The 13759-nt window shown below is 61.5% G+C and carries 12 protein-coding genes and 2 tRNA genes; 8 read left to right on the top strand and 6 right to left on the bottom strand.

From position 1 onward, the window contains the following. Positions 1-131 precede the first annotated feature (131 nt). A tRNA-Glu gene (locus ABI660_RS20525) sits at positions 132-207 on the top strand. A 97-nt stretch (positions 208-304) separates the two neighbouring features. After that, a tRNA-Asp gene (locus ABI660_RS20530) sits at positions 305-381 on the top strand. 84 nt (positions 382-465) lie between these two features. On the opposite strand, the gene ABI660_RS20535 is transcribed toward ABI660_RS20530, so the two are convergent. Both ABI660_RS20535 and ABI660_RS20540 read right to left on the bottom strand, forming a co-directional pair. Further along, a complete protein-coding gene (locus ABI660_RS20535) occupies positions 466-840 on the bottom strand; it encodes a hypothetical protein (protein ID WP_348071597.1) in 375 nt (124 codons plus the stop codon). Positions 841-890: 50 nt separating this feature from the next. Continuing rightward, positions 891-1574, bottom strand: coding sequence for a response regulator (locus ABI660_RS20540; RefSeq protein ID WP_348071599.1), 684 nt, complete (start codon positions 1572-1574; stop codon positions 891-893). Positions 1575-1990: 416 nt separating this feature from the next. Here ABI660_RS20540 and ABI660_RS20545 point away from each other — a divergent pair, with 416 nt between their 5' ends. From ABI660_RS20545 to ABI660_RS20555, 3 genes are all read left to right on the top strand, one after another. Continuing rightward, positions 1991-3616: an ATP-binding protein gene (locus ABI660_RS20545; RefSeq protein WP_348071601.1), complete on the top strand. Its 1626-nt coding sequence runs from the start codon at positions 1991-1993 to the stop codon at positions 3614-3616. A 425-nt stretch (positions 3617-4041) separates the two neighbouring features. Next, positions 4042-5730: an ATP-binding protein gene (locus tag ABI660_RS20550; protein ID WP_348071603.1), complete on the top strand. Its 1689-nt coding sequence runs from the start codon at positions 4042-4044 to the stop codon at positions 5728-5730. Then, complete coding sequence (locus ABI660_RS20555; protein WP_348071605.1) at positions 5714-6094, top strand: response regulator; 381 nt, start codon at positions 5714-5716, stop codon at positions 6092-6094. Before ABI660_RS20550 ends, ABI660_RS20555 begins: the two co-directional genes overlap by 17 nt. A gap of 24 nt (positions 6095-6118) precedes the next feature. Here ABI660_RS20555 and ABI660_RS20560 read toward each other — a convergent pair whose 3' ends face one another. The 4 genes from ABI660_RS20560 to ABI660_RS20575 all read right to left on the bottom strand — a co-directional run bounded on the left by ABI660_RS20560 (position 6119) and on the right by ABI660_RS20575 (position 9480). Next, positions 6119-6283 carry a hypothetical protein gene (locus ABI660_RS20560; RefSeq protein ID WP_348071607.1) on the bottom strand — a complete coding sequence of 55 codons (165 nt, stop codon included), beginning with the start codon at positions 6281-6283 and terminating at the stop codon, positions 6119-6121. Continuing rightward, a complete protein-coding gene (locus ABI660_RS20565) occupies positions 6280-7197 on the bottom strand; it encodes a DMT family transporter (protein ID WP_348071609.1) in 918 nt (305 codons plus the stop codon). Before ABI660_RS20565 ends, ABI660_RS20560 begins: the two co-directional genes overlap by 4 nt. Then, on the bottom strand, positions 7194-7736 hold the full coding sequence (locus tag ABI660_RS20570; protein WP_348071611.1) for a methylated-DNA--[protein]-cysteine S-methyltransferase: 543 nt from the start codon (positions 7734-7736) through the stop codon (positions 7194-7196). The genes ABI660_RS20565 and ABI660_RS20570 overlap by 4 nt, the downstream gene beginning before the upstream one ends. A gap of 214 nt (positions 7737-7950) precedes the next feature. Further along, a complete protein-coding gene (locus ABI660_RS20575) occupies positions 7951-9480 on the bottom strand; it encodes an AlkA N-terminal domain-containing protein (RefSeq protein ID WP_348071613.1) in 1530 nt (509 codons plus the stop codon). Positions 9481-9594: 114 nt separating this feature from the next. Here ABI660_RS20575 and ABI660_RS20580 point away from each other — a divergent pair, with 114 nt between their 5' ends. From ABI660_RS20580 to ABI660_RS20590, 3 genes are all read left to right on the top strand, one after another. Then, positions 9595-10980, top strand: a complete 1386-nt coding sequence (locus ABI660_RS20580; RefSeq protein WP_348071615.1) for a phosphomannomutase/phosphoglucomutase — start codon at positions 9595-9597, stop codon at positions 10978-10980. 127 nt (positions 10981-11107) lie between these two features. Next, positions 11108-12172, top strand: a complete 1065-nt coding sequence (waaC, locus tag ABI660_RS20585) for a lipopolysaccharide heptosyltransferase I (RefSeq protein WP_348071617.1) — start codon at positions 11108-11110, stop codon at positions 12170-12172. Then, positions 12172-13500, top strand: a complete 1329-nt coding sequence (locus ABI660_RS20590; protein WP_348071619.1) for a 3-deoxy-D-manno-octulosonic acid transferase — start codon at positions 12172-12174, stop codon at positions 13498-13500. Before waaC ends, ABI660_RS20590 begins: the two co-directional genes overlap by 1 nt. Positions 13501-13759 lie beyond the last annotated feature (259 nt).

Below are 13759 nucleotides of genomic sequence, written 5' to 3' on the forward strand. Positions count from 1 at the left end.
CGCTTGCATGGCATGCAAGAGGTCAGCGGTTCGATCCCGCTTACCTCCACCAAAAGTTTGTCGCGAAGAATTTGAAATTTAGCCGGGTCTTTGTGTCATCACAAAAGCCCGTCCGGAAGTTCCAAGGTTTTGACCCTATCGTCTAGAGGCCTAGGACACCACCCTTTCACGGTGGCTACAGGGGTTCGAATCCCCTTAGGGTCGCCAGAATTCTTCACAACAATGTGAAGCACAAGGCACAAGTTGACAACAAGCCTGCGCAAGCAGGCGACTTGGCTCGAAAGAGCGAATGTTGTCACTACCAGGAGTGGTAGTTCAGTTGGTTAGAATACCGGCCTGTCACGCCGGGGGTCGCGGGTTCGAGTCCCGTCCACTCCGCCAGAAAGATAAAGGTTGTTTGCTGTAGAAACATGGCAAACAACCTTTTTTCTTTTCACGATCTTCCTCTTCCTTTTCCTCTCCCTTTCATGCAGGCGGTGTCGTCACGCCTGCATGTTCATCCCGTTCCGCGCCAAGCATGCGCAACTCCTTTTCAACCTGGGCAACCAGATCGAGCAAGGCCACTGATTGATCGCGCCATGCATGGTGCGGGATCTGCTGGATGCCTTGCTCCGCCAGCTCGAAGCGGCTTGCAGCGCCATGGGCGGCGATAGCGTGACAGCTTCCCTTCATCTTGTGCAGGAGGTCCTTCAGCGCGGCGATATCGTAATCCTCGGACCTGGAGGCAAACTCCATTTTCCATTGCGGCAACTGGCGCAGGAAGGCCCGGGCGACCACGGCCAGCAAGTCCAGCCCGCCTGCGGATTTTTCGAATCGGGGAATATCTATTTGTTGGTACATGAGAAACGAAATGAACGAGGGGCCGGCGGATGATCGCGCCCGCCTTGTCTTCAGCCGTGTTGGCGAAGCATCTGGACATGGGCATCCAGAAAACCTTTGAGCCTGTCCATGTTGACAGGTTTGTTGAGGAAAAGTACATGAGGTGGCAATCCACCCCGTTTTTCGATTTCCTGCTCACTCATGCCCGAAATCACAACCATTGCAATGGCGTGGTATTCCGACCGGTCGGACACCATCTGGATCAGCCTGAAGCCGTCAAATGGCTCCATGTTCAGATCGGTGATCAGTATTCGCGGGCGTATGCGCTCGAGCTGCAGCACAGCGTCCAGGCCGTCGGTCGCCAGGGTGCATTTCATCTCGGGATAATTTTTTGCAAGAATGCCGGTCAGCAGGGCTGCCGTAGCTGCGTCGTCCTCGACCACAAGCACATGCAGTTCGTCCGCGCGGCTGGTGGCCGGCTGCATGCCAGCCGGCGCCGCGGGACCCTGGCCGCGATGGGACGGTGCAGCCAGCCGCAGCATGGCCTTGGGCCCCATCTTCTGATTGAGTTCTTCGATCGACTCGCGGAGGATGCGCCGATGGCCTCCCGTCGTTTTTACGGCGGCGAGTTGTCCAGAGTCCACCAATTTCTGGATGGAAGTCCTTGAGAGGGCGAGAATTTTCGCTGCTTCTCCAATGCCAACATAGTCCACGGTCATCTGGTCACTTTCCTCGAGGTCGAGCATGTTCGGCATGGTATGTGTAAATCAGCCCTGGGCAACTTGATGACGGGGGCGGTTGAGGCTAATTACTTGTAATGGTTCCATCAGTGAATCAACAAAATTCACCGAAAACGAAATCAATCCGGCCTTACGGAAACTTTTTTCTGTTAGCCTGTTACAGTTGGTTTCCATGGATTGGCAATCCTGCAAGTATAGGCAAAGTTTCAAATCGAGAGATCCAGTTGAATCCCCGTTTGTGCTTGCTTTCCTTTCGGCGCTGGCGGCTGAGGCAGATCAAGGCGGCCCCCAATCCGGGCTTGCAGCCTGCGGCAATAAGCATACATTGGTATCCAGAAGGTTTGAAGAGCCAGATTGCCCGTTGCCGGTGAGCGTCCAGGCACCCCCCGAAAGAGACTCTTCCGCAAGGCCTATTGATCGGAATTGACGCAATGAAACGCTTTTTGGAGCAGGACTTGTCGCAGGGCGGCCAGAAGCAGCACGTTGCAGGAACCGGCATGGGCGAGATGGCATTGAGCGTGCTGGACGAATTGCCGCTCCTGACCATCGTGACGGATGCCCATGCCAGGATCGCCTACCTGAACTCGGAGGTGTCCCGGATTTTGGGCTGGACCTCGCGCGATCTCCAGGCGGCGCACATCACGCGGATTGTTGCGCCCGCTGATCACGAGAAAATACTCGCCCTTCTTGATAACCGCGATATGGCGCCCGGGGAGAGTGTTCCCCATGCGGAAGTTGACCTGTTGCTGCTGCGAACCGACCGCAAGACGATTGCCGCGAAATGTTCGGTCCGCCGTTTTTTGTTTCAGGGCGCCCGCCACGTCCGTCTGTCCATCCGCATTCCCCTGATTGAAGGCCTGGAGCTGCGTCTGGCCAAGGGAAAAATGCTGGAGTTCAAGCAGGCCAGCGAAAACAAAAGCCGCTTTCTCGCCAACACCAGCCACGAAATCAGGACACCGCTCAACGGGATCATGGGCATGATCGACCTGCTGGCGTCCACCAATCTGGACCCGGTGCAGCGCTCGTATGTCAGCAGTCTGAAGGCCAGCTCCAAAAAATTGAGGGTTCTGCTCAACGATGTGCTGGACATCTCCAAGATTGAAGCCGGGCTGACCGAACTGGAAAGGCTTCCGTTCGATGTAGTCGAGAGAATCAAGGCGGTGGTGGATGCTTTCCATCCGACGGCCTTGGCCAAAGGGTTGGACATCAGCTTTGACAGTGATGTGGCGCACCGGTTTTTTATCGGTGACCCGCACCGGTTGGCGCAGGTAGTCAACAACCTGGTCGACAACGCGCTGAAATTCACCGTGCAGGGCAGCGTCCGCGTGCGCCTGTCCGGACAGTTGGTGAATGTTGCGCGCAACCGCTGGCGGTTGCTTGTTTCGGTGATCGACACCGGAATAGGCATCAAGCCTGAAGGGCAGGCACGTCTGTTTCAGTCGTTTTACCAGGCCAGCAGCTCGACGGCCCGCAAGTATGGGGGCTCAGGGCTCGGGCTGCATCTCTCCAGGGAGCTTGTCGAGTTGATGGGGGGAAAGATAGGCGTTACCAGCCAGCCCGGCAAAGGGGCGGAGTTTGAGTTCTGGATCGAGTTGGAGGCCACGCGCGAAGCACCTCATTTCGTGGATACGGGGCTGCCAGCGAGCCTGGACGCACTGGCCGGTACGCGCATCCTGGTGGTGGACGATGACCTGACCAGCCAGTCGCTGGTGGAAGCGTGGCTCAAGAGGGAAGGTGCCACCGTACTGCTGGCGTCGAATGGAGAGGAAGCTGTGCAGTGCCTGATGGCTGACGATTTGCTGGATGCCGTGTTGATGGATGTTTCCATGCCGGTGATGGACGGACTGACCGCGACCCGTCTGCTCAGAACCGCGGCAGCGTCGGAAACGAGCGTACGCCGCCGCTACCTGGCAGAAATTCCAATCATCGGAGTCAGTGGGCATGCACTCGATCAGGACCGGGAGCTGTGCCTCGTTTCGGGGATGAGCGGCTACCTCACGAAACCCCTGTCGCGGCTGGCCGTGTTTGAAGAATTGGGCCGGGTCCTCCAGAAATAAGAGGTAAGGCCGGTCGAGGAGTGACGGGGCTGTAGTTCTCCGGGCCGTCTTGTCGCCCGCCAGTTGCTCTGGGCGAATGCATGCACCGTGGACATTGGGGGTGCTGCGAATTACCTCGCCGTTATCCGTCCAGCTGGCGGCGCCGGAACAATGCACGATTTTGCATGCATTTTTCTGGTATGCCGGCTATAATCATTGATATCACAAAAATAATTAAAAGCATTTTGAATGGGATGTGAGTCTTCCTTCATCTGCGGGGCTCACTTCGCAATGAATAGCGTTAGCGGGTTTTAGCCCTTTGTTGCCGGTCGGTGCCAACACATCGGCCGGAAGAGCCAAGGATATTTATGTCTGAGCCAGGGATTTTCAGTGACCGGGCCCGGCGCATCCGGAACATGCTTCGCCCTGTTCATGCGGCAAAAAAAATGCTTGGCCGCCACGAGATTGATGCCCTGCAGTTATGGGTTGCTTCCATCGCCTTGTTGGTTTCTCTGGCGTTCTGTCTGGCTCTGGTTTACGTCGAAAGCAACAGCCGGCGCGCTTCGACTCTCGAGATGGAGGCCAACAACAGGCGCCTTTCCCATCTTGTGACGCAATACGCTTCTGCGGCCTTTCAGCTTGTCGATCAGACCTTGAAGCAGGGGCGTTCAGAATGGATGGCCCAGTCGCGGTTGGGAGACTACCGGGATTTCCATGAGGGCTCGCCCGCCCTAAAGGCCCTGATTCTCCAGGTGGCGGTGGTGGATGCTTCCGGTATGAAGGTGGCCTGCTCGATGAACGCCAATGTCAGGCAGGTGGATCTGGGTGACGGGGCGAAACTCCTGGCACATGTCAGCAACTCCAGTGATTCGCTTTTTGTGAGCCGGCCGGTGGCTGGCAGTGCGTTGACGCCGGCCAGCATTGAATTTTTACGCCCCATTTTTCGCAGAAACGGCAGCTTCTCCGGCGTCATTATGGCCAGTGTGGATACGGCCTTCCTCGGCCGTTTTCTCGGCCCGGCCCTGGCAACGCCCGAAGTCAATTTTGGCCTGATCGGCTCCGATGGCATGCCCCGGGCCTGGTTCGGCGCCTCGAGCTTTAACCCGGCGCTGGCGACTCCCGCCATGGCGCCAGGTCAGCCCGGTGCCCGCATGCACGGGCATTTCCTCACGGCCGCCACTGGCTTGCAGCCTGAAGTGTCCTGGTATGTAGAGCCTCTGGGCGACTTTCCCTTGAGCGTCGTAGTGGGTACCGATCTCTCGGCGTTGCCGCGGACAGCAGGCTGGCGGGAAATGTTCATGGCTGCCCTGTTCCTGCTCGGTGTCAATGGCTCGGCCGTTTATGGAATTCGCAACCTCCGTCTGAGAAACCGTGCCGCGCGACAACTGCAGGAAAACCAGGCCAAGACAATTTCTGCCAATGAGATGAAGTCCCGCTTTGTCGCCGATATTTCCCACGAGCTGCGTACACCCCTGAACGGAATTCTCGGCTTTTCGGAACTGGTTTCACGCTCCAGCGACATGCAGAAGTCCATTGCCTACGGAAAAATGATCAACAGCAGTGCCAGGCATTTGCACCAGCTGGTCAACACCATGCTGGATCTCGCCAAAATAGAAGCTGGGCGTATGGAGATAGGCGTGACTCCGTGCGACTTGTGCGAGGTATGCGAATCGGTCAGGGGAATTCATCGCCATGCGGCCGCCAGTAAAAAACTCACCCTCCGTGTTGACTACGCCCCCGGGCTGCCGAAAACAATCCATACGGACCGCATCAAGCTGATGCAGATCCTGAACAACGTGCTTCACAACGCCGTGAAATTCACCGCACAGGGTGGTGTTGTCCTCCAGGTCACCCAAAACCAAAGCACCGACTGCTGGCTGTTCCGGGTATCCGATAGCGGGCCGGGCATGAGCCCCGGGCAGCTGGAGCATGTGTTCGAGCGCTTTGGCCATTCCGGTTTTGGCGCAGATACCGGTGTGCCCGAACGGGGCAGCGGCCTGGGCATGGCGCTCAGCAGGGAACTGGTGGAGCTGCTGGGGGGACGGATCTACGTCGCCTCCAGCTTCGGTGCGGGAACCACGGTTGAAATCCAGCTGCCGGCAAACACGGGAGTGGGCGATGACGCTGCTCATTGAACGCGGCAAGGCGCTGGTGGTGGACGACGCCGAACTCAACCGGATTCTGGCGCGCGCCTACCTCGAGGCTTTGGGCTGGCGCGTGCACGAATGCCCGGAAGGCTACTCGGCCCTGGCTTACCTGGGTACCTGCACCCCGGAATTCATCCTGCTCGACATCCGGATGCCCGGCATCGACGGACTGGAGCTGGCCACGATCATCAGGAAAACCTGTCCCGTCGGCACGGTCAGGCTGGTGGCTTACACCGCCCACGCCATCATTGAAGAAGTGACGCATATTCGCACGTTCGGGTTTGATGCGGTGCTGATCAAGCCGGTGTCTTTTGCGGATTTCCAGGAGGTCGTCGGCCGGGGAAGCCCTTGAACCCCAGAGTGCGCGCGCGTGGTGTCAGCTCTCGTGCAACTGCTTTTTTAGCGCCATTTTTTCTTCCCGCCGCAACGCAGCTTGCGGTTTCCGGTGTGAACCCGCCTTGCGCTGCGCGGCATGCACCACCAGCGGGTTGCGGGGCTTGCTGGCTTTGAGCTTGATTTTGACTTTGCGTGCAGAACTCATCGGCCGATTTTAAGCAGGCCGGTGGACAGCGCAGTGCCGCACACAATGACCACCGCACAGAACAGCATCCACAGCGTCACCGCTTCCCCCAGGAACAGCGCGCCATACAAAACGGCAAACACCGGCACCACAAAAGTTACAGCCAGCGCCCGGGCGGGTCCGGCGGTCTCGATCAGCCGGAAGTACAGAATGTAGGCAATGCCGGTGCACAACACGCCAACCACCAGCAGGGCCAGCCAGGCGGTCGTGCCGGGCATGCTTGCCGGCCAGAACCACAGGGCAGGAAGCGCAAGCCCCACCGTGGCGCCGATCTGGCTGCCTGCGGCGGTGACCAGCGGCGGCAGCCCGGTGAGGTAGCGCTTGGTGTAGCTGGCCGACAGTGCATAACAAATGCAGGCCAGCAGGCACGCAAGCACCGCCCAGCCCGGCGCCACGCCCGAAGCATCGGGCTTGAAAGTGGCCTTGTCCCAGGCCAGCATGGCGACGCCAGCGAAGCCGACCACCAGGCCGAGAATGCGCGAGTGGTTGGGCTTGTCTTTCAGCCAGAGCCAAGCCACCAGCGCGCCGAACATGGGCACGGTGGCGTTGAGAATGGCTGACAGCCCGGTGGTGATAGACAGCAGCGCAAACGCAAAGCAGGCAAACGGAATGCCCGAGTTGAACATGCCGATCAGGAACACATGGCGCCAGTTTTTCACCAGCGTGGGCCCGAGTCCGCGCAGCAGCACCAGCGGCAGCAAAAAGGCCGCGGCAATGGCCACGCGCACGGCGGCGGTCGGCAGCGGGCCAAACTCACCCACGCCCAGGCGCGTGAATAAGAAGGACGAACCCCAGATGGCGGCCAGCAGAACAAAGTCGAGAGCCCAGTTTTTCTGGCGGGCAGCGGCGGGTACCGCGGTGGATGTCAAGCTCAAGAGGGGCTCCCCTGTAGTACGCCTTCAAGTGTGAGCAAGGCGGCCTTGCGGTCCAGCCCACCGGCGTAGCCGGTGAGCGCGCCGCCCGCACCCATCACGCGATGGCAGGGCACGATGATACTCACCGGGTTGCGGCCGACGGCTGCACCCACCGCCCGCACCGCAGTCGGGTTGCCGATGCGCCGGCTGACCTCGCTGTAGCTGGCAGTACCGCCTTGCGGGATTTTCAGCAAGGCCTGCCACACCGATTGCTGGAACGCTGTGCCATAGGCCAGGTCCAGCGGCACATCGAACTGCGTGCGCTGACCCGCAAAATATTCGGTGAGCTGCCGGCTGACTTCCTGCAGCACCGGGTGGTCTGGGTCGCTGGGCCACACTGCAGTACGCGAAGCGACAAGCGCGGGGGCCAACAGTTCCTGTGGCAGATGGCGCTGGCCCTCAAACCAGAGCCCGGCGAGGCCCTTGTCTGTCGCTGCAATGATCATTTTGCCCAGTGGGCTTTGGAAAGTGGTCTGGACGATGGAACGGTCAAATTTCATGTGGGTCACCTTTTGAATGGTTTCGGGTTTCCGCCTGTTATCAGGCTGTTAAAGGGGGTTTCCCCTTTGGATACGTGGGTTGTAAGCTATTAATTTGGTAGCAAAATAATTTGATCGATCGCGCGGGCATGTCAGGCGAAAAGAAACCTCCATCGTTCACTCCTGATGGTCGCGCGGTGGCGCATTTGAGTCCAATGAAATCGGGGTGCATGATTCATTCCTCTAACGCATCTATCGCAGGCCTGTCGGACGCTTGCGCCATTGCACCACCCCAGGCGCGGATGACTGCATAACTTCGCCACGGTTTCCAGGCCATGGATGCCAGCTCGGCTTCTTTGGCCGGATTTTTCAGGCCCTGCACACCCAGCGCCTTGTGCAGCGCCACGTCGCCAGCGGGAAAGGCGTCGGGCCAGCGCAACGCCCGCATGGCGATGTACTGCGCCGTCCAGTCGCCAATGCCGGGCAGCTCTTTCAGCGTGGCAATGGTGGCGTTGACGTCGGCACCGCCGTGTAGCTGTAGGCGTTTTTCCGCCACGGCCAGGGCAATGCCGACAATCGCGGTCTGCCGCTGCCTGACGATGCCCAGCTGGCCCAACGTGTCGCCACTGGCCTGCGCCAGCACCGCCGCTGCGGGGAACAGCCGGGTCAGCTCGGGCCAGGGCGTGGTGATCGGCTCGCCGAGTTTGTCCACCATGCGCTGCGCCAACGTGCGCGCGGCAGCCACCGTGATCTGCTGGCCCAGCACCGCACGCACCGCCAATTCATACCCGTCCATCGCACCCGGCACGCGCAGGCCGTCACCACCGGGAAAAGAGGCGTGTAGCGCGCTGTTGATGGCTTGCGGGTCAGCGTCCAGGTCCAGCATGGCGCGCAGCCGGCGTATCACCAGCGGCAACACTTCGCCCAGCGAGTCGCTGATGCGCAGCACCACGTGGCAGCGCTCTTCGTCAAAGGTGGCGTGCACCCAGCCGGCATGCACCTTGCCGCCGGATTCCACACGGAAAGTGCGTCCCATCCCCATCCGGCCTGCGCCATCAGCTACAAATTCGATAGCATTGATCTGCCGCTTCCTGAAGAAGCCCGTCATCGCCGCCACGTCGTAGGGCGGGCGGTAACCCAGCTTCACGGTGATGCCCGCGCCCGAAGGGGTGGCGCCCTGGCGCCGCAGCTGCGTCGGGTTCAGGCCGTAATGGCCGACAAAAGCGGCATTGAAGCGGCGCACGCTGGCGTAGCCGCTGATCAGTGCAATCTGCGTGATCGGCAGGGCCGTGTCGGCCAGCAACTGCTTGGCCGTCAGCAGGCGGCGGGTCTGCAGATATTGCACTGGCGAGACGCCGAACTGCACTTCGAAAATACGCCGCACATGGCGGTCGCTGATGCCCAGCCTCGCGGCCAGCAAGTCAACAGAAGGGGCGGCATCCGTCCACGCCTCGGGTTCGTCAAGCAGACGGGCGGCCTGGTGGGCCAGGATGTAGCTGGCGTCCTGGATGGACCAGACGACGGAGTGTGGCGCCAGCTCCGGTCGGCAGCGCAGGCAGGGGCGGAATCCGGCGCTTTCGGCCTGCGCGGCATGGCCGAAAAAACGGCAGTTTTCGCGTTTCGGGGTTTTGACACTGCAAACCGGGCGGCAGTAAATGCCGGTTGAGGTAACACCCGTAAAAAAGTTGCCGTCGAAGCGCGCGTCCCGCGTTTTCAGCGCGAGGTAGCAGGCATCGTCTGCAAGGGGGGCGGTGTTCGGATTCATGAGCCTGATAATACGCGGCATGCGGGCCAGTACTAGCCGTTTTCGGACATCTCCCCGGCAGGGCCCGCGCCTACAATCGACGCCACTCAACATTCCAAGGGAGGGCTTCACCCCATGCAGCTTGACGCATCGATTTTCAAGGCCTATGACATTCGCGGCGTGGTGCCTTCCACCGTCAATGAATCTGTTGCCGAGGCGCTGGGCCGGGCTTTCGGCAGCACCGCGCTGGCCCAGGGGGAGCGCACCGTGGCGGTGGGCCGCGACGGGCGCCTCAGCGGCCCCGCCCTGAGCGAGGCGCTGATCCGCGGGCTGGTCGCCAGCGGCATCGATGTGATTGACATCGGCATGGCCACCACGCCCATGCTTTATTTTGCAGCCTGCACGCTGGCGAATTCCGGCATCCAGATCACCGGCAGCCACAACCCGCGCGACTACAACGGCTTCAAGATGGTGCTGGCCGGCCGCGCGATTTTTGGCGAAGACATTCAGGCCCTGAAGCGCGGCATGCTAGCGCCGGGCGGCGGCGCGCCGGCGGCACCGGGCCGCGTCACCCATGTCAATGTGCTCGCCCCTTACCGCGACCGCATTGTGTCGGACATCAAGCTCAAGCGGCCGATGAAAGTGGTGATTGATTCCGGCAACGGCATTGCCGGTGCGTCGGCCCCTGGCATCTTCCGCGCGCTGGGCTGCGAGGTGACGGAGCTGTTCAGCGAAGTGGACGGCAATTTCCCCAACCACCACCCGGACCCGAGCAAGCCGGAAAACCTCAAAGACCTGATCACTGCGCTGCAGTCTGGCGACGCCGAACTGGGCTTGGCCTTCGACGGCGACGGCGACCGGCTCGGCATCGTCACGCGCGACGGCCAGAACATCTACCCCGACCGCCAGATGATGCTGTTCGCGCGCGATGTACTGTCGCGTGCGCCCGGCGGCGCCATCGTGTTCGACGTGAAGTGCTCGCAGCGACTGGCGCCCGAGATTGAAGCCGCCGGCGGCGTGCCCATGATGTACAAGACGGGCCACTCGCTGATCAAGGCGAAGATGAAGGAAGTCAACTCCCCGCTGGGCGGCGAGATGAGCGGCCACATCTTCTTCAAGGAGCGCTGGTTCGGCTTTGACGACGGCACCTATGCCGGTGCGCGGCTGCTAGAGATTTTGAGCGCCGTGCCCGACGCCGGCGTGCTGCTCAACGGCCTGCCTACCAGCTTCAGCACGCCCGAGCTCAATGTGGCCTGCAAGGAAGGCGAGCAGCACACGCTGGTGGAGGCGCTGATCAAATCTGCAAGCTTCCCTGCGCCTGCAAAAATCACCACCATTGATGGCGTGCGCGTGGACTGGCCCGATGGTTTCGGTTTGATCCGCGCTTCCAACACCACGCCGGTGCTGGTGTTGCGTTTTGAAGGCCACACCGAGGCGGCGCTCAAGCGCATTGAGGCCGACATGCTCAAGCTGCTGCGCAGCGTGAAGCCCGACGCCAGCTTTGCTGCGCCGGCTCACTAATGCCCCCACGCTCGTCACTTCGTGTACTTCGCTGCCCCCCAGGGGGGCGCTGCGCCTGCGGACTGGCGAAGCCAGATCCGCGGCCCCTGCTTGACGAAGAGCTGCCGCGCTTGAGGCTGGCTCGGTTGTGAAAATCCTCCTCGTCAAACTCTCGTCCCTGGGCGACGTGGTGCATACCTTGCCCGTGGTGCAGGACATCCTGGCCGCACGGCCCGGCGCGCAGATTGACTGGGTGGTTGAAACTTCTTTTGCGCCCCTGCTGTCGCCGCTGCTTGCAAGCGGCAACTTGCAGCGTGCCATTCCCTGCGAGATACGCCGTTGGCGCAAATCGTTCTGGACTGCGGCCACACGCGTCGAGTGGCGTGCTTTCAAAAAACAGTTGCAGGCGGTGCATTACGACGCGGTAATTGACCTGCAGGGCCTGACCAAATCGGCCGTCGTCGCGCGGCTGGCTCGGCTGGCGCCGGGTGGCAAGCGTTACGCACTGGCCAACCAGACCGAAGGCTCGGGCTACGAGGCGCCCACCCGCTGGGTCGCCGATGTGGCGATTGCCATGGAGCCGCACATCCACGCCATGCAGCGCGGGCGCGAGCTGTGCGCGCGCGCGTTGGGTTACTCTGTGCCGTCGGTGCCAGATTTCGGGTTAAAAGAGGCTCCAGCCCTTATGGAGCGGGCGCAAGCGGCTCCTGAAACCATAGCGTTTGTGCATGGTACCTCGCGCACCGACAAGCAGTGGCCCATGGAAAACTGGATCATGCTGGGCCGTCAGCTCAATACGCAGGGCTACCGCATTGCCTTGCCGCATGGCAGTACCGATGAACTGGCCACCAGCCAGGCCATCGCTGCGGCGCTGAACGACGATGTGCCGGCGGGCGCCGCGCCGCGTGCCGTGGTTTGGCCCCGCCTGTCGCTGGATGCGCTGACGCAGCACCTTGCCGAATCCACTGGCGTCATTGGCGTGGACAGCGGCCTGAGCCATATCGCCGTTGCGCTGGACCTGCCACATGTGCAGATCTACAACTTCGACACCGCCTGGCGCACCGGCCCCTTGCAACGGCTGACCGATGCGAACCTTGCGCGCCAGCTCAGCATTTTTGCTCAGCCCACGCCTTCCGTGCAGGCGGTGTGGGACGCCTGGCTGAACTGCCAGCCGGCCCCGCCTTCGACCTCGGGTATGCTGCCATCCCAGTGATGAACCCCCTGATCCGCAAGCTTTACTCCTTACTCATGTGGGCCGCCCAGCCCTTCCTGCGGCGCAAGCTGTTGCGGCGTGGCCAAGCCGAGGCGGGTTACCTCGAGTTCGTGGAAGAGCGTTTTGGTGTGTACACACAAGCGCCCGAAACACAATCCGAGCTGGTCTGGGTGCACGCCGTGTCGCTGGGCGAAACGCGCACCGCCGGCATTTTGATTGAGGCGCTGAGGGCGCAGTGGCCGGGGCTGCGCATCCTGCTGACCCACGGCACGGCCACCGGTCGCGCAGAAGGCGTCGGTCTGCTGCGCAGGGGCGATGTGCAGGTCTGGCAGCCCTGGGACAGCGAAGCGGCGGTGGCACGGTTTTTCACACACTTCAGGCCGCGTCTGGGCCTGCTGCTGGAAACGGAAGTCTGGCCCAACGCCGTGGCGTGTGCCAAGGCGCGCGGCGTGCCACTGGCACTGGTCAATGCGCGCCTGTCCGCCAAGTCGCTGCAACAGGCGCTGCGCATGGCGCCGCTTTCGCGCCCCGCTTATGCCGCGCTGGCGGCGGTGTACGCGCAGAGCGAAAGCGACGCCGAACGCCTGCGCTCGCTGGGTGCGCCCGTGCAGGGCGTGTTCGGCAACCTCAAGTTCGACGCCGCGCCCGATGCAGCGCAGCAGGCGCTCGGGCAGCGCTGGCGCCAAGCGCTGGGCCGGCCGGTGCTGATGTTGGCCAGCTCGCGCGAAGGCGAGGAAGACGAGTTTTTGAAGGAAATAACGGCTCTGGCCCTTTCCACACGGGCGCAACCAGCTACTGAAAAGATAGCGGATGAGGAGCTGGTGCCGGCAGCTGCCGACTTCCAGGTCCTGATTGTTCCGCGCCATCCGCAACGTTTTGACGAGGTGCAGGCGCTGGTTGAAAAACATGGCCTGTCGGTGTCGCGCCGCTCCGGCTGGAACGGCTCGCCGCCGGCCGCAGCCGATGTCTGGCTCGGCGACTCGCTGGGCGAGATGGCGCTGTATTACGCCATGAGCGACGTGGCCTTGCTGGGTGGCAGCTTTGCGCCGCTGGGCGGGCAAAACCTGATCGAAGCCGCCGCCTGCGGCTGCCCCGTCATCATGGGTCCGCACACCTTCAACTTTGCCGAGGTTGCTGAACTTGCCGAAGCCGCCGGCGCCGCGCGCCGCGTGCAAGACATGGCCGAAGCAGCGCGCAGCGTCCGCGCCATGCTGAGCCGGCCAAGCGCGCAGCAGGCCGCTGCCGCGGCCGGCTTGCAGTTCTCGGCACAACACCGCGGCGCGGCCGCCAACACGGTGCAGGCGCTGGCGCCTTTCCTGAAAGACTAAGGCCTGTTCACACTATTTATGCAAGATGCGTTGCGAGTCAAAAAGGTCATGCGCGAGGCGCAAAATGCAGCCGGGCTGACGCCCGGCAAGGCTTTGCAACGCTGCGCATGGCCCTTTTTGGCCGCAACCCGAAAGGAGCATGGTTAAAACAACATCACTCGTCGTTGCACTCCTAACCCAGCCGCCCAGGCTGGGTGTCGTCGCGCTGTTGATTGCCGAGCAAATTTGACCCCTTTGAGTTGAGATTTTTCATCCAAAT

Origin of the sequence: Polaromonas sp. (genome assembly GCF_039930745.1) — a bacterium.
Lineage (GTDB): Bacteria > Pseudomonadota > Gammaproteobacteria > Burkholderiales > Burkholderiaceae_C > Polaromonas.